The organism is Mucilaginibacter terrigena (assembly GCF_004168255.1).
GTDB lineage: Bacteria > Bacteroidota > Bacteroidia > Sphingobacteriales > Sphingobacteriaceae > Mucilaginibacter > Mucilaginibacter terrigena.
On the sequence record NZ_SEWG01000001.1, the window covers coordinates 317819 to 339977 of the forward strand.

General features: G+C 45.7%; 13 protein-coding genes. 11 read left to right on the forward strand and 2 right to left on the reverse strand.

Going from position 1 to position 22159, the window contains the following annotated elements; all coding sequences use genetic code 11:
• The first annotated feature begins 21 nt into the window (after positions 1-21).
• Both EWM62_RS01355 and EWM62_RS01360 read left to right on the forward strand, forming a co-directional pair.
• Positions 22-1542 (forward strand): RagB/SusD family nutrient uptake outer membrane protein, encoded by a 1521-nt coding sequence (locus EWM62_RS01355; protein WP_129874847.1) that lies wholly within the window; start codon positions 22-24, stop codon positions 1540-1542.
• Positions 1543-1686: 144 nt separating this feature from the next.
• On the forward strand, positions 1687-3438 hold the full coding sequence (locus EWM62_RS01360; protein ID WP_129874848.1) for a putative Ig domain-containing protein: 1752 nt from the start codon (positions 1687-1689) through the stop codon (positions 3436-3438).
• Positions 3439-3454: 16 nt separating this feature from the next.
• Here EWM62_RS01360 and EWM62_RS01365 read toward each other — a convergent pair whose 3' ends face one another.
• On the reverse strand, positions 3455-4474 hold the full coding sequence (locus tag EWM62_RS01365; RefSeq protein ID WP_129874849.1) for a GntR family transcriptional regulator: 1020 nt from the start codon (positions 4472-4474) through the stop codon (positions 3455-3457).
• A gap of 348 nt (positions 4475-4822) precedes the next feature.
• Here EWM62_RS01365 and EWM62_RS01370 point away from each other — a divergent pair, with 348 nt between their 5' ends.
• Entirely contained in the window at positions 4823-6940 is a 2118-nt protein-coding gene (locus EWM62_RS01370; RefSeq protein ID WP_129874850.1) for a bifunctional aldolase/short-chain dehydrogenase, read from the forward strand.
• A 48-nt stretch (positions 6941-6988) separates the two neighbouring features.
• Here EWM62_RS01370 and EWM62_RS01375 read toward each other — a convergent pair whose 3' ends face one another.
• Entirely contained in the window at positions 6989-7603 is a 615-nt protein-coding gene (locus EWM62_RS01375; protein ID WP_129874851.1) for an RNA polymerase sigma-70 factor, read from the reverse strand.
• 136 nt (positions 7604-7739) lie between these two features.
• Here EWM62_RS01375 and EWM62_RS01380 point away from each other — a divergent pair, with 136 nt between their 5' ends.
• From EWM62_RS01380 to EWM62_RS01415, 8 genes are all read left to right on the forward strand, one after another.
• Complete coding sequence (locus EWM62_RS01380) at positions 7740-8891, forward strand: FecR family protein (RefSeq protein WP_129874852.1); 1152 nt, start codon at positions 7740-7742, stop codon at positions 8889-8891.
• Positions 8892-9157: 266 nt separating this feature from the next.
• Positions 9158-12520, forward strand: a complete 3363-nt coding sequence (locus tag EWM62_RS01385; RefSeq protein WP_162499760.1) for a SusC/RagA family TonB-linked outer membrane protein — start codon at positions 9158-9160, stop codon at positions 12518-12520.
• Positions 12521-12545: 25 nt separating this feature from the next.
• Positions 12546-14108 (forward strand): SusD/RagB family nutrient-binding outer membrane lipoprotein, encoded by a 1563-nt coding sequence (locus EWM62_RS01390; RefSeq protein WP_162499761.1) that lies wholly within the window; start codon positions 12546-12548, stop codon positions 14106-14108.
• A 112-nt stretch (positions 14109-14220) separates the two neighbouring features.
• Positions 14221-16797, forward strand: a complete 2577-nt coding sequence (locus EWM62_RS01395; protein ID WP_129874855.1) for a GH116 family glycosyl-hydrolase — start codon at positions 14221-14223, stop codon at positions 16795-16797.
• Between the two features lie 127 nt (positions 16798-16924).
• Complete coding sequence (locus EWM62_RS01400) at positions 16925-17356, forward strand: GNAT family N-acetyltransferase (protein WP_129874856.1); 432 nt, start codon at positions 16925-16927, stop codon at positions 17354-17356.
• Positions 17357-17382: 26 nt separating this feature from the next.
• Positions 17383-18618 carry a glycoside hydrolase family 172 protein gene (locus EWM62_RS01405; RefSeq protein ID WP_203234955.1) on the forward strand — a complete coding sequence of 412 codons (1236 nt, stop codon included), beginning with the start codon at positions 17383-17385 and terminating at the stop codon, positions 18616-18618.
• 151 nt (positions 18619-18769) lie between these two features.
• Positions 18770-19945 (forward strand): glycoside hydrolase family 27 protein, encoded by a 1176-nt coding sequence (locus tag EWM62_RS01410; RefSeq protein WP_129874857.1) that lies wholly within the window; start codon positions 18770-18772, stop codon positions 19943-19945.
• Positions 19946-19995: 50 nt separating this feature from the next.
• Entirely contained in the window at positions 19996-22158 is a 2163-nt protein-coding gene (locus EWM62_RS01415; RefSeq protein WP_129874858.1) for an outer membrane protein assembly factor BamB family protein, read from the forward strand.
• Position 22159: the final 1 nt, after the last annotated feature.

Sequence of the window (22159 nt, forward strand, 5' to 3'; positions counted from 1 at the left end):
TCATATAAATAAAAGTATATCATGAAATCAAAAAATATAAAGTATGCAGTTGCAACATGTGTAGTGTTAGCATGCACATACATTGCCTGTAAAAAGGTTCTCGATATCCCGCCGCCAACACAAAGCGAAGAAACGTATTTTAAAACCGAAGGTGAGTTTAGGACAGCCATTTTAGGCGCCTATGCTTCATTGACCGATTTTTATAGTTCGGCCGCGCCCGGCGCCGGTGGTAACGCAGTGTTAAAATCTTTTTATCTCCCCGGCGATGATCTTACCATGAGCTCATCTAACAGCTACGAGATATTTAAAGGCCTAAACTCAAGCGATGGCGACCTGAGCGTGTTTTTCAGGAGTAATTACATCATGATAGGCCGTGCAAACAAGGTGCTTGAAAAGGTAGAAAGTGCGGGGGATGGTGTTTTCACAACACCTGGTACAAAAGATGCCATTAAAGGCGAAGCGCTGTTTTTACGTTCATACGCGTATTATCAATTGTGGAACGCGTTTGGTACTGCACCTGTGGTTACCGAAACACTTAAGTCGTTAGATGAATTGGATAAGCCAAGTTCAACCGGTACCCAGTTACTCGATCAGGCAGTTACAGACCTTACCGCGGCGGCCACGTTGCTTCCAGCAACATGGAGCGCATCTGACAGGGGCAGGGTAACCGCAAACAGCGCTAACGGCTTATTAGGAAAAGTGCTTGTTTTTAGGGCATCGGCAAATAAAAGCGCTGCAGATTATAACGCTGCAATTGCGGCATTCAATAAAATAACCGGTGCATCGCTGGTTACCAATTTTGAAGATAACTTCGATTATCGTAAAGAAAACAACGCTGAATCGATATTTGAATACCAGGCCGGGAGCGCTTTGGTTGGCGCCGGTGGTATGAACGCATGGCTGGCTAACGATGCCTGCGATTGCGGTACTGCGGGCTCGTACTACCTGATGTTTACAACCGATGGCAACAATTACATGGGTGGCGGTTTGTATACCCCAACTGCAAAATTTGTTAACGCATTTGAAGCAAATGACCCGCGCCTGCCGTTCACATTTACAAGTGATAAAAGCAAGGTTGTTAAATATGTGCTTAATAATCAGTTAGATGGCGGTGTAAACTCTATTAATAACTACCGTGTTTTACGTTATGCCGATATATTGCTGCTGAAGGCCGAGGCCACTTTACAAGGCGGCGGCAGCACAGCAGATGCAATAGGGTTAATAAACCAGGTGCGTACACGCGCGCGCAACATGGTTGCCGGCGGTACAGTGCCAGCTAATTTCAACACTACCGAAACAAACAAAACAACCATTATGAACTGGATAATGGACGAGCGTTTGCGCGAACTTGGTGCCGAAGGTAACCGTTGGTGGGATATCAGGCGCTGGGCCATTGGTGGTACTATAACGCTTGATAACGCTTACTTTAGCTCGAACCTTACGGATATAATTAAATACGATGCCCACTTCCTGTATTTCCCCATACCGGATAGCGAAAAAAGCTTAAATCCCAATATCGTTCAAAACCCGGGTTATAATTAATCAATTAATTTTCGGTTATAGTTTAATATTCAGGGAGGGCCATTTGGCCCTCCCTGTTTTGTTATCATACAATTTTTAGCAGTACAGGGCAGTACACAACAGGTGTTGCATCGGTTTACATTTACCGGTATCAACTGTAAACCAATGAAATTTAAATTAACCGCGTTAGCAGCATTATTAACCGTTTTTACAATTGTAAACCTGCATGCCCAGGATATCGATTACAAAGGCCTTCCCGAGTGGACATGGCACAAAGAAGGCAATACCGAATATTACCTGTACACCCCTAAAAATATGGAAACCGGCAAAAAGTACCCGCTGGCATTGTTCCTGCATGGCTGCTGCGGTGTTGATGACCACGCCACCATGAAAAACCTGGTAGATGCCCCCGCGCGCATGTGGCATAACTTTGCCGCCAATACACAGCGTATCCCAACCTACATTGTAGTGCCGGCAACTTCACGCGGCTGGTCGCAGCATATTCCGGATATCAAAAAAGTGATAGATAGCCTGGTTGCAAAACGGGATGCCGATGCAAAACGCTTATACATCTGCGGCTTTTCGATGGGGGCACAGGGAACATTCACGTTCATCAACCAATATCCCGATTATTTTGCCGCGGCCATAACCATGGGTATGAAATTCAGCGGCGACTCGTTAAAGGTTAAAGATATCCCCATGTGGGTAAACCAGGGCGAAACGGATTATTTTAGCAGGGCCTTGCGCAAGCAGGTAAAAGCATTCCGTGCCCTTAACGGCAACCCCGCCGATACCGGCAGTACCTGGAACACGGGCGTAAACCCTCGTTATTCAAATTTTAAAGATAAAGGCCACGTGATACTTTGGGAGGCGCCTACCGAGCAGGACATGCTAAGCTGGGCCTATGCAAAGGTTAACGACGGCAATAAATATCCAAACATATTTTTTAATACGCCAAATTATGGCAGCACGGTAAAACAAGCCCCCCTTAAATTGGATATCAGCGCGGCCGACCCCGATGGCACCATTGCAAAAGTTAATGTATATGTAAACCATATATTGGTTAAAACTTTAACAGCTGCGCCATACTTGGTAACAGTTACACTCAAACCGGGCCATAATTTTATCGAGGCTACGGCTATAGATGATAAGGGTAAGGTAAAATCGGCCACGCTGGTAGTAAACACGCGGGCACCGCTTAAATTAAATACAACAGCATTACCTGTAGCTGCCGCGGGCAAATATTATAAGGTAAAGCTAAGTGCCGCCGGGTATGGTGTGGCTCATTTTTTGGCAACAGCATCGCTGCCCGCGGGACTGCAGCTATTTACCGATGGTACGTTGCAGGGCGTGCCTGTAACTAAAGGTACTTACCCGGTTATTATTACTGTGGCAGATAGCACAAGTAAAGTAAGTAAAAGATTTATGCTTACAGTAAAACCTAAGCCTATGAGCGAAGTATTGGTAACAGATGCTAAAAACCCGGATGGCGTAGCCTATAAGGTATCTAAGCTAATGAAAGGGGAGGTCCCCAACTTTAACAGCAAGGATACCGCGCCCACAACGTTACTACAGGAAATAAACTTCAGTAACCTGGATAAGTATGCCGGTTTAACATACATTAAAGGCGATGTAAACGATACAAGCCGCACGGAGCAAAATTTTCTATCGTTTAATGTGGATGAGAATGTAACTGTTTATGTAGCATACGAGGTGCACGATCTTAAATACCATTCAACCGTACCGGCCTGGCTAAACGACTTTGAAAAACAGCCGGGGCAAATAGTGGCGCAGTATCGTTACTTTAATGTTTACGCCAAAAAGTATCCAAAAGGAAAAATTACTTTGCCGGGTGGTAATACCAGGCGCAATGGTGTAAGCACCAATTATTTTGTAATAGTAAAAAAGCAGCTTTAAAAGCTGCTTTTTTTACTTATAACGATTCGCGGATAATAAGTTTAAAGGGGTTCTTGATCTTTTCGCGGCGGTTACCCATAATAAGCAACGCTGCGGTTTCGCCCATCTGGCTATGGTCTGTTGATACCACGGTTATACCATCCAGCAGTATCTCTTTTAAAGGGGTATCGTTATAGGATATGATGCCCACATCTTCGCCTATAACCAGTTTTTTATTACGGCATATCTTTATCAGGCTCACCAGGTCGGTTTCTTCAATAATAATGTAAGCCTCCTGCGCATCAACAAAGGTATCCTGGGCAATTTCGGGTATTACCGAATATTCAAAATTGTGCTGGATGCAAAACTTTTTAAAGCCCAGGGCTATCTCGTTAGGGTAGTGGGTTATTTTAGGGAACACCAATACCAGTTTGCGGTATTTAATAAGCAAATGCTTGCCCGATTCTAACGCGGTAATAATATCCGTTTTAAAATCCTGGTAAACAGCAGCACAGTTTTCGTTGGTATCGTCAAGTTCTTTATCTAATAATATCAGCTTATCTGCAGGGATCTTTTTTATGATCTTAAATGCATCATCGGCATTCTCATAAAAATGAGGCATCACTACATAATAGTCGTAATCATTTTTATAAGTATCCATCAGGTTTTCAAAGATCTTCCCGCTGCTGTGGTGTATCTTGATATCTACAACGGCATCTTTACCCAAAGTTTCAACAAACGAATTATAAACCAGCTTTTTGTAATTGCTTATTTTGTTAAATAACAGCAGCACACGGTACGATCCTGTAACATCGGTACGGTTTATATAAAAACCTTTGCCCCTTACCGGTAAAATTATGCCCCGGTCTTCCAATAAATCGTAGGCTTTTTGTACGGTGTCCCTTGATAAATAGAATGCGGCGCTTAGCTCGTTTATCGATAAAATGCGGTCGCCTTTTTTAAGCTTACCCTGTTTTATCGACTTGGTGACAGAGTTTATGATCTGTATATATTTGGGCGTTTTGCGCTCGCAATCAATTTCAAATATTTGGTCCATAAAGTAGGCTAATTGGTTTACTATTGGTATAATACAATTACAAAACCCTTTAGCCGTGCCGTACCCTACTGCTTTTTTTAATTTTTGGCAAATTTAATTTGCTAAAACAATTTAGTTGGTAATTAAAATTATTACAAATGCAACAGCACAGGGCGTGACAGTTTCGCTTTAAGTGGCGTTTACCTTGCGTTAGCAAATGAAAAAACATTCAACAGCTTACTCCGTCTTTTCAGACAAATTTATATTGGTAGAACAAGTGCCCGGGTGCCCATCCGGGCCTGTTCATTTTATAAATGCCTGAGTAGGTGTATCGTTAATCCGGATAATTATTAAATAATATTATACAAAATGCCTGGTGTTAAAGTATTTAAGCATGTAAACTATTTATGGGATGATGTGGTTGCCGATAAACTGGCCGGCGATGAAGTGTCCCTGCTTATCTATCGGTCTAATTTATTAGGTGCCGACCTGCGCCTAACCAATTATGGTGGCGGCAACACATCCTGCAAAGTAATTGAAACCGATCCGCTAAACGGCGAAGAAACAGAAGTGATGTGGGTTAAAGGATCGGGAGGCGACCTGGGCAGCCTTAAAAAGAGCGGCCTTGCAGCGCTGTATACGGATAAGCTGCATTCGCTAAAAAAAATATATCGCGGTGTTGAGTTTGAAGATAAAATGGTGGGTTTATTCGATCATTGTATTTTCGACCCCGATTCAAAAGCTCCATCTATCGATACACCCCTGCATGCCTTTTTGCCCTTTAAACATATCGACCACCTGCACCCCGACGCGGCTATTGCCATCGCGGCAGCAAAAGATGGCAAGCAAATTACGCACAGCCTTTTTAATGGAACAATAGGGTGGGTAGATTGGCAGCGCCCCGGTTTCGACCTGGGTTTAAAATTGGCCGCCTGCCTAAACGAGAACCCTGGCATCAGGGGGATCATGCTTGGTTCGCATGGGTTATTTACCTGGGGCGATACCGCTTACGAAAGCTACATGAACACCCTTGAGGTGGTTGAAATGTGTGCCGATTACCTGGAGCAAAACTATGGTAAAAAAGGCCCCGTGTTTGGCGGCCAGCGTATTCAAAGCCTTGATGTGCAAAAACGCAGGGAGCAAGCTGCCGCAATAGCGCCGGTGTTGCGTGGCTATTGCTCGTCAGAAACGCTTATGATAGGCCACTTTACTGATGATGCTCGCGTACTGGAATTTATAAATTCCAAAGATTTGGAACGCCTTGCACCTATGGGTACCAGCTGCCCCGATCATTTTTTGCGTACCAAGATAAGTCCGCTGGTTTTGAACTTGCAACCGGGGCAAGACCTGTCTGACTTAGCGGCGCTTAAACAACAGCTTGCCCCATTATTCGAAAAATATCGCGAAGGTTATGCGGCGTATTACGATACCTGCAAGCACCCCAATAGCCCCGCCATACGCGATGCCAACCCGGTAGTTATATTGTACCCTGGGGTAGGTATGTTTGCCTTTGCCAAAAACAAGCAAACAGCAAGGGTTGCCGCCGAATTTTACACCAATGCCATCAATGTGATGAAAGGTGCGGAAGCAATTTCAACCTACACCGCATTGCCAAGGCAGGAAGCTTTTAATATTGAGTACTGGCTTTTAGAAGAAGCCAAACTGCAGCGCATGCCAAAGCCAAAGCCGCTTACCGGTAAGGTTGTGTTAGTAACAGGCAGCGCCGGTGGTATAGGCAAGGCCATTGCGCGTAAATTTATTGAAGAAGGCGCTGTTGCCTTATTGAACGATAATGACGTTGAGCGGCTAAACAGGGCAGCTGCGGATTTTGGCAACTTGTTTACCAAAGATGATTTTGTTACTGCCAGGTTAGATGTAACCAGCGATGCTGATATTCAAACGGCTTTTGATGCTGCCTGTATTAACTTTGGCGGTGTAGATATCGTTGTAAATTGTGCTGGCCTATCCATCTCTAAACCATTGGAAGACCACACAGACGCTGACTGGGACATATTATATGATGTATTGGTAAAAGGCCAGTTTAAGGTTACCCAAAAGGGTGTCGAGGTTATGCGAAAGCAAAACACCGGTGGCGATGTTATAAATATTGTGAGTAAGAATGCACTGGTATCAGGCCCTAACAACGCTGGATACGGCTCGGCAAAGGCGGCGCAGCTGCATTTAAGCAGGCTAAACGCCGCCGAGTTAGGCGCTGATAAGATCCGCGTTAATGTAGTAAACCCCGATGCGGTGATATTTGAAAGCAAGATATGGGAAGGTTCGTGGGCCGAAGGCAGGGCGAAAGCTTATGGCGTAAGCACACAGGAGTTACCGGCATATTACGCCCGCCGTACACTATTAAATGAAATAATATTACCAAAAGATGTTGCGCTGGCCTGTTTCGCCTTTGTTAGTGGGTTGCTTGGCAAATCAACGGGTAATATTATAAATGTAGATGGGGGTGTGGCCACGGCCTTTGTGCGTTAAAGCGGATAGATTTTAAATGCCAATAAGAGCCGCAGCAAATTTGTAACCTTACCAGAACAGGATATTACCAAGCCATGCAATTAATAAAAAGGGACTGATCAGCAGCCTGCGGGTAACCAGTTCCCGCCTCATTATTTTTAAAGCGCTGGTTATATGCTTCTCAATAGCTTTAAGCGAAACCTGCAATTTATCCGCTATATCTTTATTGCTTAAATGCTGCTCGCGGCTCAGCAAAAACACCTCGCGGCTGCGGCCGCTCAACTGGCTGAGCGCTTTTTTATACTGTTGTTCTAAAACATGCAGGTCGTAACTATCGTAGGTTTGGGTTACGGCAGTAGTTTTCAATGCCATTTGTTCGTGGTGGCGCAAGTGCAGTTGTTCGTTGCGGATCTCGTTTAAGATACGGTTACGCAGGCATGCATAAAGCCAGCCTTTTAGTTCGGTAATGTGGCCTAAATTATGCCTGTTATTGTAAAGTGATACAAAAACTTCCTGCACCAGGTCCTGTGCTATAACTTCGTTATTAAGGCGACCGGTTGCCGTGCGGTACAGGTAAGAAGCATACCTGTTATACAAGATCTTAAACGCCATATCGTTATCCTGTGCAAGTAATTGCAAAAGCTCATTATCAGCAAAGTGTGAATGATCTTTCAGGAGTTTCATAACATCATAAATGGTATATGAAAATACGGAATTTATATAATAGTAGGTATATGATTATTACTTTTTTCATAAAAATAAATAATTATATATATAAAAATGGTAGGGTTTATTGTAACATTTGTGTTTTATAACAAGTATGCCCGAAGATAAATTATCCGCCCTGTTAAAAAAGTATGCCGATGGCACCTGCACCGATGAAGAGCGGAAGCTGGTCGAACGCCTGTACGAGGAAAATAACGATCCTAAACAGGAACAAAAAATAACCCACAACCAGCAGGACAATATGTATAATAACATTATACAAAAACTGCAGGAGCAGGGCGAGCCGGCGGAAGAAGTGTATATAAGGCAATTGAATATTGGCCGCTGGGTGGCTGCTGCAAGTATTTTGTTATTTGTAGCGGTTGGTGGTAGTATTTGGTTAAAATACAACAAAAAGGAACCCGGAGCTGCCCCAAAAATTGCCGCAATAGCTTATAAAAACGATATTGCCCCGGGCCGTAATAAAGCCACATTAACCCTTGCCGATGGGTCCGTCATCGTATTGAACGATGTAAAAAAAGGTGAACTGGCAAGGCAAGGCGCCGCAAATATTATAAAGCTTGACGATGGCAGGTTGGCATACAATGCGGCGCACGATAATGATACCGCCCCAATGCTAAATACTATAAGCACACCGCTTGGCGGACAGTACCAAATAATACTGCCCGATGGTACGCATGTGTGGCTTAACGCAGGTTCATCGCTGCAATTTCCGGTGGCATTTACGGGCGATCAGCGTAATGTAACCCTTAAAGGCGAGGCTTACTTTGAAGTAGCCAAAAACAAGCGAAAACCATTTATAGTAGCTGCAAACAATGTAAATGTACAGGTATTGGGCACCCACTTTAATGTAATGGCGTACGGTAACGAGCCGTCTGTAAAAACAACTTTATTAGAAGGTTCGGTAATGGTAACCACCCCCCGTTCATCGGGTTTGCTGCATCCTAATCAAATGGCAGATGTTGCTGCCGGTGGCGATATTGTACAGGTAAGGGAGGCCGACATTGATAAGGAAATGGCTTGGAAGAATAATCTGTTCTGGTTTAATTCGGCTGATATACATTATATAATGAAACAGGTTGCGCGCTGGTACGATGTGGACATCAAATACGAAGGAACGGTTTCCAAAGAGTTTTCGGGAACATTGCCGCGTAACCTCAGCGCTATTAAATTGCTTAAAATGTTAGAACAAACTGGTGGCGTTCACTTTAAAATAGACGGAAGAATTATTACTGTAATGCCATGATAAATAACCAATAACCCTAACCAATTGCGTATGAAAGAAAAAAGATTTTACTAACCCTGTCATTCCCGTTCGCCCATAAAAAAACCGGAAGTGTTGGCGCACTCCCGGCTAAAATGTAAATGAGGCGGGCCATAACAATTTGTGAGAACTGCTTATTAACTAACCCCAAAACATACAAAAATATGCTTTTGACATTTAATTATGTAAAAAATAGAAGCAAATTACTTCAACAGCTAAACGCAACTGTAAAACAAACGTTTTTAATAATGAAAATTACTGCCTTTATACTCCTGGTAGCCTGTTTACATGTTAGCGCTGTAAGTATTGCTCAAAAAATCACCCTCAGGCAAAAAGATGCTTCGCTCGAGAAGGTGTTTAACCAGATAAGGAAGCAAAGCAACTACAATTTTATTTACACTACCGATGCTATAAACAAAGCTAAAGCGGTAACCATTGACGTGCAGAACGCGAGTATAGAAACCGTTCTGTCGTTATGTTTTAAAGATCAGCCTTTAAATTATTCGGTAGTAGATAATGTGGTTATTGTAAAAGAAATTCCCCCGGCAAATAAGGGTATAGCGGCGGTTGTCCCCGATAAAATAAGTGGAAAGGTGATTGACGAAAAGGGCCAGCCGGTAGCCGGGGCAAGCGTATCTGTTAAAGGTACAACCCGTGGCGTTATCAGCGATGCTAACGGAGGTTTTACCATCGACGCTGTAAAAGGTGAGGTGTTGCTAATCTCGTTTATCGGCCTCGAATCCAAAGAAATAACTATTACGGATACCAACCCGCTGCAGGTAACCCTTTCCGAATCAACCAAGCAGCTTAACCAGGTAGTGGTAACCGCCCTCGGTATCAAAAAAGAAAAACGTGCCATCGGTTACTCAACCACCGAGCTTGGCGGCGAAAAATTCACCCAATCGCGCGAAACTAATATTGGTAACGCGCTTACAGGCCAGGTAGCGGGTGTAAGTGTGGCGGGTATTTCTACCGGCCCATCAGGCAGCAGCCGTGTTATTATCCGTGGTAATTCATCGTTAAAGGGCCGCAACCAGCCGCTTTATGTGGTAGATGGTATCCCGCTGGATAATACCAACCAGGGCTTTGCCGGCGCTTACGGCGGGTCTGATTTTGGTGATGGCCTATCAACCATAAACCCCGATGATATTTTAAGCATACAGGTTTTAAAAGGTGTGGCTGCCTCGGCGCTTTACGGTTACCGCGGTGGTAACGGCGCTATCCTGATCACTACCAAGTCGGGCTCAAAAACGGGCGGCATAGGCGTGGAACTGAACAACAACCTAACGTTCAATTCTGTTGTAGACCTTCGCGATGATATCCAGTACGAATACGGCCAGGGGTATAACGGTGTTAAACCAACTACCGCGGGCGCATCGTCGGGCGGTTCGTTGGCCAGTTGGGGCGCTAAAATAGATAATTCGCCCTTTGTTGATTTTGACGGTAATCCGCGCACCTATTCGGCGCAACGGGATAATTACAAAAACTTCTTTAAAACCGGTATAACCAATCAAACATCTGTAGCTGTAAGTGGTGGAAATGATAAAGGGCATTTTAGGTTAGGCTTGTCTAACCTGTATTTAACCCAGGTGCTGCCAAACTCTAACATGAAACAGCAGGGCATCAACTACAACAGCGAATATAATGTTACACCAAGGTTAACCGTTAGTTTAAACGCCAACTATGTATTTGAGCAGGTAAAGAACAGGCCGTCGTTTTCAGATTCGCCGGGTAATGCTATCGCGACTTTAAACTATCTGGGTTCTACCTTTGATGTGCGCTGGTTAAAAGATGCCGTTGACGCAAACGGCAACGAAAAAATACCTAATACTGACGACCAGTACACCAATAACCCGTATTTTGTTACCCAATATTTTCAAAACAAAACAGCGCGTAACCGCTTAACCGGCGGCTTAACCCTGAAGTATAAATTTACCGACTGGCTATCCTTACAGGGGCAGGTAACCCGCGATGGTTACGTGCTCGATCGTACCGAAATTACCCCAACAGGTACAGCGTTCATGTTTGGCGACAACGGCTTTTTAACCCAGATAAAGACCGATTACCACGAACTGAACTATAACTTCCTGTTCGACCTGAATAAGACCATCGGTAACTTTAAGCTGCATGGTAACCTGGGCGGTAACTCGCAGGATAACGTGAGCAGCACAGGTGGTATATATGGCGCCGGCCCGTTCCAGGTGCCGTATTTTTACAGCCCCAGCAATATTGTTAACAAGCCGTTTAACTACAATTACTACAGGTATAAGGTAAATTCGTTCTTTGGGAGTTTTGATATTGGCTATAAAAGCTGGCTTTATTTAACCGTAACCGGCCGTAACGACTGGTTCTCGACCTTAAGCCCGCAATCAAACAACTACTTCTACCCGTCGGTAAGCGGTAGCTTTGTATTCTCTGACGCGCTGAAGATGCCATCGTGGGTAAGCTTTGGTAAGTTACGTGCCAGCTATGCTAACTCATCAAACGGTACCGACCCATACCAAAACCTGCTTACTTACCATCTGGAAGGCTACGGGATAAATGGCCAGCCAATTGCCAATATCAATCAAACCAAGATCCCGAACAAAAATTTAAGGCCGGTTGAAATAAGCGAGAAGGAAATAGGGCTGAACATGCAGTTTGCAAACAACCGTTTCGGTTTTGATGTGGCAGTTTATGATAAACGCACCACTAACGATATCCTCGACGTTGCCGTAAGCTCCGCAAGCAGTTACTTAAGCAACGTGGTAAATATTGGCAAGCTGCGTAATCGTGGCGTGGAGTTATTATTGAATGCTACGCCTGTACGCTCAGAAACTTTTAGCTGGAATACATCATTCAATATAGCAGTTAACGACAATAAGGTGCTGGCATTAACCCCGCCCGATAACAACCCCGTACCTGTTAACGATGATAACTATGCCCGCTGGGGCGATGCCGTTAGCATCCAGCACATTGTTGGCCTGCCTTATGGCCAGATAGTGGGCAACGCGTACAAGCGCGATGCACAGGGCAATATCGTTTACGATGCCGATGGTTTCCCGCTGGCAAGCAGCGATACACCGGTGCCATTAGGTTCGGCCATATACAAAACTACGGGTGGTTTTAACAACGATGTACGGTACAAAAATGTAACGCTGTCCTTCCTGTTCGATTTTAAGTATGGCGCTAAAATATACTCTGGTACCAACGTACTATACTACAGCAACGGGCAGCATGTTAAAACCCTGCAGGGCCGCGAAGAAGGCTATGTTGGGCCGGGTGTAACAGAAAGCGGGCAGCCAAATACAAAGGCCGTGCGCCCGCAGGATTATTTTTACCAGATAACCACCGGCGACCACCAGATCTCGGAAGAGTTTGTGTACGATGCCAGCTTTATTAAGCTGCGCTCGGTATCGCTTGGTTTTGCAGTGCCACAAAAATGGCTGCAAAACAGCTTTGTTAAAAGCATGAATGTATCTGTTGTAGGCCGTAACCTGGCTATCCTGATGAAGCATACGCCAAACATCGACCCCGAATCAAACCTGAACAATACCAACGCGCAGGGGCTGGAACTATCCGGCTACCCATCTGTGCGTAGCATTGGCTTTAACCTGAATGCAAAATTTTAATGGTATGACACTAATTGCAAAAAAAATGAAACCAACCTTAAATATAATTTGCTGCATGCTGTTATTGTTAATGCTTACAGCCTGCGATAAAAATTTTGAAAAAATAAACACCGACCCAACCCAGCTTAGCCAGGGGACGATCAAATTTGAATACGTATTTACCAGCGCCCAGCTTGATGCAAACGGTAACCCCGATGGGTATGCAAACGGTATCTTTCAAAGTAACCTGGCGTATGCATCAACCATGATGCAGCACCTGTCGAGCACAAACCCGGCCTGGTATGGCGATAAGTATATTTATAATGCCAACTACAACGGTGTTTACTGGACCACCTTTTACAGCACCGGTATCAAAAATGTGATTGACGTTATTGAAAATACCCGCGATAAGCCCGAAAAAGCAAACCTGTATAATATCGCCCGGATCTTAAAGGTGTGGTACTTTCAGCAAATGACAGACCTTTATGGGGATATCCCATACTCGGAAGCTGGCTTAGGCTTTAGCAAGGGCATAACTAACCCCAGGTATGATACCCAGGAAGCTATCTATGCCGACCTGCTGAACGAATTGCAGGATGCCGCATCAAAACTAAACCCCGACGATGCCGCAAACACGCTGGGCAGCGCCGACCTTTTTTACGAGGGTAATACCGATAAATGGAAAAAGTTTGCTTACTCCGAAATGCTGCGTATTGCTATGCGCATGAGCAAAGTAGCGCCCGATAAGGCGAGCGATTGGGCAAAAAAAGCTGTTGCCGGCGGCGTAATGCAAAGCAATGATGATAACGCCCTTACCCCGCACGAAGACCAAAGCACCAGGCCGGTAAGTAACCCGGTAGGGCTGGAGCTGCATTCGCGCGAACCAAATGGTTACAGGCTAAGCCTTACCTTTGTTAACTTTTTGAAAACAAATAACGACCCGCGCTTACGCTATATAGGCACCGTGATAGAAGACCCCACAAACACCGACGACCTGGGCAATGATGACCCTGACGCACAATTGGGCCAGCCAAACGGTTACGACAGGACAGAAGGTGCCAAAGATATCTCTAACGCGCCAAACTGGCCCGGCGACCAGAACATGTACTCGGTTGTTAACCGTACCACGTTCTCGCGCGAGAGTGCGCCTACGTTTATTTTAACCTATGCCGAAACAGCTTTACTGCAAGCCGAGGCCGCGCAACGCGGCTGGATAACCGGCAGTGCGGCAACATTCTACAACAACGGGGTGCACGCGGCTATTATGCAGCTTAACCAAACCGGTGCTAATATCAGCGATGGCGACGCATCAAATTATGTAAGTGCCCACCCATTAGTTAGCGCTACGGCCTTGCAGCAAATAAACGAGCAGTATTGGGTGGCCACCTTTAGCGATTGGCTGGAAACCTGGGCCAACTGGCGCAGAAGCGGTTTCCCGGTGCTCACACCGGTTAATTACCAGGGTAATTCAACCAACGGCACCATACCGCGCCGCTTTGTGTACCCGCTTGATGAAGCCAGCGTAAACCCTGCTAATTACAGCACCGCCGCAGGCCGTATAACCGGTGGCGATAAGCTAACATCACGCGTTTGGTGGGATAAGGAATAAAACTTTTGATTGATAATATTGCGACCCATACTTAGGTGTGGGTCGCTTTTTTTTAACGTTCAGAACTGTACGCTTTAAGTAAGCAAAACCCTATTTTAGAAAAAACTAAATTATGCGCCTTACCTGTTTATTATTACTACTAACCGGGGTTTCTGCAAGCGCCCAAACCTGGCCGGTATTAAAGCATTACCAGGGTCAGCAAACCTATAAAATTGCCATGCCCATCGGCGGCATTGGCACAGGCAATATCTCTGTTGGCGGCAACGGCCAGTGGCGCGATGTTGAAATTATGAACAAACCCGGCATCGGTTTCTACGGTGCTGTTACGCCAAAGCAAGCGCCGTGCTTTTTGATATTTACACAGGATGCAAAGGGCGTTAAAAGATCAAAGGCGCTCTTGGGCCCAATCCCCCCAAATGAATATGCAGGGTCGGAGGGAAGCAACACACCAAGCCACGGCTTGCCGCGCTTTAGCACGTCCAGCTTTGATGCAGCCTATCCGTTTGCTACCGTAAACCTGCAGGATAATGATATGCCGGTTATTGTAAAATTGAAAACCTTTAACCCGTTCATTCCCGGCGATGCTGATGCAAGCGGGATCCCTGTCGCGGTTATCCGTTACCAGGTTACCAACACCACCAATGGACTTTTAGATATCGCGATTGCAGGCTCTATGGATAACTTCATCGGCATGGATGGTTATAGAGCTGAGTTCAGTTTATTCAATCGCTCGGTAGTTCCCCTCGGCACAAACAAAAACCGCAATACTTTTAAAAACACACCCAAGCTGGCCGGTATTTACATGACTTCAGACAGTGTGGATAAGGATGCTTCTACCTACGGCACCATCGCCTTAACTACAAGCAATGCTAACAAGGACAGGCAGATCTCGTATCGTACCGAAATGGATACCCGTGGCTGGGGCTCGAACATCGCCGATATGTGGAATGATTTTACCGATGATGGCATTTATCAAAACAAAACATTCCCCGATAAAATAAACGATCCTCGCGGCGCGCTGGCTGTAAAACTGAAATTAAAACCACACGAAACTAAAGAGATAGAATTCCTGCTTACCTGGAATTTCCCTAATCGTAAAGATTGGGAAGATAAAGTAACCATAGGCAATTACTATTCAAACAATTATACCGATGCCTGGGATGTGGCCGAAAAAACGTTGCCAAAACTACCCCAACTGGAAAGAAAAACGCTCGATTTTGTAAACACACTGGTTAACAGCAGCTATCCGCTTGCGGTAAAAGAAGCCGCTCTGTTTAACGCTTCAACGCTGCGGTCGCAAACCACGTTCCGCAATAAGGAGGGCTACTTTTTTGGGTGGGAAGGCGTGTTTAATAATGTGGGGTCGTGTTACGGCAATTGCACACACGTATGGAACTATGAGTTTGCATCGCCCTTCCTGTTCGGCGACCTGGCCAAACGCATGCGCGAGGTAGAGTACAAATACGCACTTTGGAACGACGGTTTAATGAGCTTTAGGGTAAGTCTGCCCCTAAAGCAAGAAAGTAATTGGAAAGGCGCCGCCGCCGATGGGCAAATGGGAAGTATAATGCGGGTGTACCGCGAGTGGCAGCTAAGTGGCGATGACAATTTTTTAAAGGATACGTGGCCCGGCGTTAAAAAGGCGCTTGCCTTTGCCTGGATAAACGGCGGCTGGGATGCCGATAAAGATGGCGTGATGGAGGGATGCCAGCACAATACGATGGATATTGAATATTACGGCCCTAATCCCGAGATAGAATTTTGGTACTTGGGGGCATTAAAGGCATCCGCTGCTATGGCCAGTTATTTAAAGGACAGCGAGTTTGAAAAAACCTGCAACAGCCTTTTCGAAAACGGCAGCAAATGGACGGATGCCAACTTGTTTAACGGTAAGTATTATATTCAAAAAGTACAGCCGGTTAACAGCGAAAAAGACATTGCCACTGGACTGAAGATAGGGATGGGTGCCAAAGATCTGAAGAACCCCGATTTCCAGATAGGCGAGGGCTGCCTGGTTGACCAACTGGCCGGGCAAAATATGGCTTTGGTTTGCGGCTTGGGTTATTTGGCGAATCCCGATCATATTAAAACAGCGCTGAAAAGCATCATTCAATATAATTCAGTAAAGACATTTGGCGACAGGTTTAACAATATGCGCTCTTATGCTTTGGGTAACGAGCCTGGATTGCTGATCACAGCATACCCCGATCTTTCTAAGCGCCCTGCTATCCCGTTATCCTACGGTGACGAAGCCTGGACAGGGCTTGAGTACACTGCCGCTACAGGTTTGTATTACCAGGACATGGATACTGAAGCATTGAAAGTAATAAGCGATGTTCGCGGCCGGTACGATGGTTATAAGCGCAACCCATTTAACGAAGAAGAGTGCGGCAACCACTATGTACGGGCCATGGCAAGCTGGTCGGCTATACCGGCTATCAGCAAATTTCAATATTCTGCAGTCGATGGCAGCTTTGCTATCACTTCAAAACCGGGTACTTATTTTTGGTCGAACGGGTATGCCTGGGGCAGCGCGGTGGTAAGCTTGAAGAATAAAACCCGGTCGGTAATAATTAAGGTTCACCATGGCGATATTAAACTAAATACAATTGCTTTGGCAAGCGGCAGCAAGTTGCCGGGTACAGGGTTATTAACCGAGGGCCAGCAGAAAAGCTTTGTGTTTAATTGAGGTGTTTATCTGGACTAAACCATTTATATTTATTGGACTATTTAGCTCATTTGCAGAATTATAAAATTTGAACATCGCCCCAAAAGCGGGTGTTCAATCATAATTTAAACAATTAAACCCTACAACAATGTCCATTTCACAAATTGTATTTCAACGCGAACTAACACTTAACGCAGATGAGTTTATTGATGTACTAAGCCGCAGCACCCTTGCCGAGCGCCGCCCGATTAATGATGCAGAACGCATAAATGATATGCTGCAGAATGCAAACCTGATTGTAACCGCGCGTTTGGATAATAAACTAATAGGTGTATCGCGCGCACTTACAGATTTTAGTTTTTGCACCTACCTGTCAGACCTGGCGGTGGATGAGGCTTATCAAAAAATGGGTATCGGCGTACGCTTGATAGCCGAAACCAAAAAGCTTTCGCCAAAGGCTAAGCTGATATTGCTTGCCGCGCCCGCAGCGGTAAATTATTATCCAAAAACCGGCATGACCCAATTTAGCCATTGCTTTTTGCTTGATAATGTAGATGATTTGATCATAAAAGAGAAATAACATATTAATTACCTAACCCCTGTTGTATGAGAATACCTTTTAAAGCTTACTTATTGCCTGCCTGCATGGCATTTGTAGCATGTACATCGTCATGCTCAAATTCGAAACAAGGAAACAAACTTTACCAGTTTGACGAGAATGCCGACACGCGCTGGAGCAGCCCCGAAAACCTGAATGGCGAAAAGGGACAAGGTGGTAAGGAAAACAACACAGCCAAAGGCCATCCCAGCGATTCGATCCCGGCAGGCAGGTCAAAGGCATTATTGGATATACAGGGGCAGGGTGTCATCGACCGTATCTGGATCACCATAAACGACCGTTCGCCCGAAATGCTGCGCTCACTTAAAATAGAAATGTTTTGGGATGGCGAGACAAAACCGGCGGTATCGGTACCGTTTGGCGATTTCTTTGGTAACGGCCTGGCGAAAACAGCGGCTTTTGAGAACGAGCTTTTTGTAAGCGGCGAGGGGCGCTCGTTTAGCTGTTTTATACCGATGCCATTTAAAAAAGGGGCCAAAATTGTGGTGACCAACGAGTCGGGTAAATCCCTGCACGACCTTTATTTTGATGTGAATTATACGCTTTCACCTATAACTGACAATAGCCTTTACTTCCATGCCTTTTGGCATCGTGATACTTCAACCGTATTGGCTAAAGATTTTGAACTGCTGCCCAATGTTAGGGGCAATGGTCGTTTCCTGGGGGTAAATATCGGTGTAAACGCCAACCCGCAATACCGTAAATCGTGGTTTGGCGAGGGTGAGGTAAAGTATTATATGGATAGCGATGATAAATACCCAACGCTGAACGGCACAGGTACCGAAGATTACATTGGCACCGGGTGGGGGCAGGGTAAATTTATAAACCGTTTTGCCGGCTGTACCATCGCTAACGATACGTTGCTGCAATGGGCGTTCTATCGTTATCACATTAAAGACCCCATCTTTTTTAAGAATAATTTAAGGGTAGCTATGCAGCAAATTGGCGGTGCCGAAACTGATAGCGTAGCCGCTTACCTGAAAGAAGGCGCACCGCTGATTGCGGTTACCACACAGGATGGCAAGCTGCATCCGTTCTATAACAACACAGAAAAGTTCGATCCATCCAAACCCGGTTCGCCAAAAGGCTGGACAAACTTTTACCGCCGCGATGATATTTCGGCCACAGCCTACTTTTACCTGGATAAACCGTCGAGTGATTTGCCGGCATTACAGCCTGTTGCTATCCGTAAAACGCAATTGCGGGATAAGAAAATTAAATAACCTCAAACCCATAGTATCGAAGCCGCCGAAAGGCGGCTTTTGGTTTCCTGACACTTATTTCCTGGTTACTGCTTCTTTATCAATCCACATACAACAGCACAGTTATTAATTGTTAAATTGGTTGTTTGCAACCGTTATTCCAATTAAACCAATGAGAAGATTTTTTACACTACTATTCATCATTATTTCGCCTGCCGTATTCGCCCAAAAGTTTAAAGACCTGGCCATGACGCCGCCAATGGGCTGGAACAGCTGGAACAAATTTGCCTGCGATGGCATCAGCGAAAAGGCTATCCGCGATGTTGCCGACGCCATGGCAAGCTCGGGCATGAAGGAAGCCGGTTACCAATATATTGTTATTGACGATTGCTGGCAGGTAGGCCGCGATAACCTTGGCAACATTATGGCCGACGATAATAAATTTCCATCGGGCATAAAGGCCCTTGCTGATTATATTCATAGTAAAGGCTTAAAGTTTGGCATCTATTCGTGCGCGGGCCGGTTAACCTGTGCAGGCCGCCCCGGCAGCCGCGGTTACGAGTACCAGGACGCACGCACCTACGCCAAATGGGGTGTCGATTACCTGAAACTGGATTGGTGCAACAGCGATGGCCAAACCACCAAAGAAGCCTATACTTTGATGCGTGATGCCTTGTACAAGGCCGGTCGCCCTATAGTTTTCAGCATTTGCGAATGGGGCAACAGCAAACCATGGTACTGGGCAACGGATGTTGGGCATTTATGGCGCACCACCGGCGATATCGAAAACCAATGGGGTAAGGTAAAAGCCGTTGAAGGTAAAGTTTGGGGCGGCAGTGTGGTAGCTATTTTAGATATGCAGGCCGGGTTGGAGAAATTTGCCGGCCCCGGCCACTGGAACGATCCTGATATGCTTGAAGTTGGCAACGGAGGTTTGAGCATCGAAGAAGAACGCGCGCATTTTAGCCTTTGGTGTATGATAGCCGCGCCGCTTGTTGCCGGTAACGATCTCAGTAAAATGACTAAATCAACTATAGAGATATTGACCAATAAAGATGTAATTGCTGTTGACCAGGATACGCTGGGCAAGCAGGGCTATAAGATACTGGACGGTGTGGATTTTGAAATCTACCTAAAACCACTGTCAGACGGCGATACCGCTATTTGCCTGTTTAACCGCAGCAGTAAAACCATGAACGTAGACGTAGACTGGGCCAAATACAAAATAGCCAATAACTTTAAAATTACTGACCTGTGGGCGCATAAAGCAGCGGGCACAACGGCTGCTAACTTTAAAGCCAACATAGCCAGTCACGATGTGAAAATGTTGCGATTGAGCAAACGGTAACCTGCAGCCCGAAAATTATATTTAACTTGATTTTGCCAAACCAATTATAAATGAAAAAAATTACCGGTCTGCCAGTTTTGGCTGCTGTTTTAGTATTGCTAAGCGCCTGCGATCAAAATAAGGATTACAAATCCTGGCCGCAATACAAAGGTTCAAACGAAAATATTCATTACTCATCATTAACCGAGGTTGATACCACCAACGTTAACCAACTGCAGGTTGCCTGGACGTACCATACCCGCGATGCCGATTCGGCAAACCACTCGCAGATTCAATGTAACCCCATTGTCATTGATGGCGTTATGTATGGCACCACGCCAAAAATGAAATTGTTTGCAATTGATGCCACCACAGGGCAGGAGAAATGGCAGTTTAATCCGTTCGATTCGCTGGCTAAGGACAAAAAGATGTTCTTTATCCTGAATAACTGCCGGGGCGTAGCTTACTGGGCCGATGGGGATGATAAACGCATTTACTATACCGCCGGGCCATACCTGTATGCTATAAACGCGCAAACCGGTAAAACCGTTAACGCCTTTGGCGATAAAGGGAAGTTGGACCTGCACAACGGTCTTAACCGCGATGTAAAGGACCTGTTTGTTACGGCTACCTCACCGCCAATTATACATGGCGATATCATGGTGATGGGCACGCGTGTTGATGAGGGCGCTCATGCCGCGCCGGGCCATATCCGCGCGTTTAACGTGCGTACAGGCGAACAACGCTGGATCTTTCACACTATCCCGCAGCCGGGCGAACAGGGCTACGAATCGTGGGAGGATAAGAATGCCTGGAAATTTATTGGCGGAGCAAACGCCTGGGGCGGTTTTAGCCTGGATGAAAAGCGCGGCATTGTTTACGGTTGCACGGGCTCGGCATCTTACGATTGGTACGGCGGCAAACGACTTGGTAACAACCTGTATGCCGATTGCCTTTTGGCGCTCGATATCAATACCGGTAAGTTAAAATGGCACTTCCAGGATATCCACCACGATGTGTGGGACCGCGACCTGCCAACAGCTCCTGCATTGGTCACCATCAAAAAAGATGGCAAAAATATTGATGCCGTTGCGTTAACCACTAAAACAGGCTTTATATTTACTTTCGACAGAGAAACCGGTAAACCGGTTTACGATATTGTAGAAAAACCGGTACCAACCTTTACCGACCTGGTAGGCGAGAAGCTATCGCCGACGCAACCATACCCAACCGCACCGGCGCCGTTTATGCGCCAGCTGGTAACCGAGCAGGAATTGAATCCATATTTACCGGATAGTTCGCGTAAAGCGGTTTTGGCAGCCTTTAAAAGCTACCGTAACGATCATATGTTTAACGCGCCAACGCTGGGCGGCATCGTAGAATTCCCGGGGCTGGATGGCGGCGGTGAGTGGGGCGGCCCGTCGTACGATCCGGAGACCGGTATCCTTTATGTAAACGCCAACGAAATGGCCTGGGCTATCCGTGCGATGAAGGTGGAAGTACACGGCGATGCCAACGAAACCAACCTGCTTGCGGGCCAAAGGCTTTTCAGCTCGTATTGTATGACCTGCCACGGCGCCGACAGAAAAGGCAGCGGCACGTTCCCTTCGCTGATCAATATCAACAAAAAATATAACGCCTTGCAGTTTGATACGCTGATCCAATCGGGCCGCAGGATGATGCCGGCTTTCAGACAGTTGAAGCCGAATGAACGCAAGGCGATAGCCTCATTTGTGCTCAATATCAAAGCAGATCAGTCCAAACCATTTGTGGATGAAATTAAAAAGGACGACGAGTATTATCGCCTGCCTTACGCCATGGCGGGGTACAATAAATTTGTAAGCAAGGAAGGCTATCCCGGCATTAAACCACCATGGGGCACCTTAAATGCTATCGATTTGAACACCGGTAAATTTGTCTGGAAAAAGGCTTTAGGTAACGATCCTGAATTTCCGCATGGCAAAGAGGATTCGGGTACCGAAAACTACGGCGCATCGGTAATAACCAAAGGCGGCTTGCTGTTCATCGCGGCAACTAAAGATGGTAAGTTCCGTGCGTTCAATAAAAAAACAGGCAAACTCCTTTGGGAAGTTACCCTACCTGCGCCTGGCTATGCTACACCGGCAGTTTATGAACTTAATGGCAAGCAATATATTGTAATTGCCTGCGGCGGTGGTAAAATGAATACCAAATCGGGCGATAGTTATGTAGCTTTTGCGTTGCCTTCAAAATAAT

What these genes read in the sequence shown, in the direction of transcription:
- EWM62_RS01355 (WP_129874847.1), top strand. Translation starts at nt 22, where the DNA reads ATGAAATCAAAAAATATAAAGTATGCAGTTGCAACATGTGTAGTGTTA.
- EWM62_RS01360 (WP_129874848.1), top strand. Translation starts at nt 1,687, where the DNA reads ATGAAATTTAAATTAACCGCGTTAGCAGCATTATTAACCGTTTTTACA.
- EWM62_RS01365 (WP_129874849.1), bottom strand. Translation starts at nt 4,474, where the DNA reads ATGGACCAAATATTTGAAATTGATTGCGAGCGCAAAACGCCCAAATAT.
- EWM62_RS01370 (WP_129874850.1), top strand. Translation starts at nt 4,823, where the DNA reads ATGCCTGGTGTTAAAGTATTTAAGCATGTAAACTATTTATGGGATGAT.
- EWM62_RS01375 (WP_129874851.1), bottom strand. Translation starts at nt 7,603, where the DNA reads ATGAAACTCCTGAAAGATCATTCACACTTTGCTGATAATGAGCTTTTG.
- EWM62_RS01380 (WP_129874852.1), top strand. Translation starts at nt 7,740, where the DNA reads ATGCCCGAAGATAAATTATCCGCCCTGTTAAAAAAGTATGCCGATGGC.
- EWM62_RS01385 (WP_162499760.1), top strand. Translation starts at nt 9,158, where the DNA reads ATGAAAATTACTGCCTTTATACTCCTGGTAGCCTGTTTACATGTTAGC.
- EWM62_RS01390 (WP_162499761.1), top strand. Translation starts at nt 12,546, where the DNA reads ATGAAACCAACCTTAAATATAATTTGCTGCATGCTGTTATTGTTAATG.
- EWM62_RS01395 (WP_129874855.1), top strand. Translation starts at nt 14,221, where the DNA reads ATGCGCCTTACCTGTTTATTATTACTACTAACCGGGGTTTCTGCAAGC.
- EWM62_RS01400 (WP_129874856.1), top strand. Translation starts at nt 16,925, where the DNA reads ATGTCCATTTCACAAATTGTATTTCAACGCGAACTAACACTTAACGCA.
- EWM62_RS01405 (WP_203234955.1), top strand. Translation starts at nt 17,383, where the DNA reads ATGAGAATACCTTTTAAAGCTTACTTATTGCCTGCCTGCATGGCATTT.
- EWM62_RS01410 (WP_129874857.1), top strand. Translation starts at nt 18,770, where the DNA reads ATGAGAAGATTTTTTACACTACTATTCATCATTATTTCGCCTGCCGTA.
- EWM62_RS01415 (WP_129874858.1), top strand. Translation starts at nt 19,996, where the DNA reads ATGAAAAAAATTACCGGTCTGCCAGTTTTGGCTGCTGTTTTAGTATTG.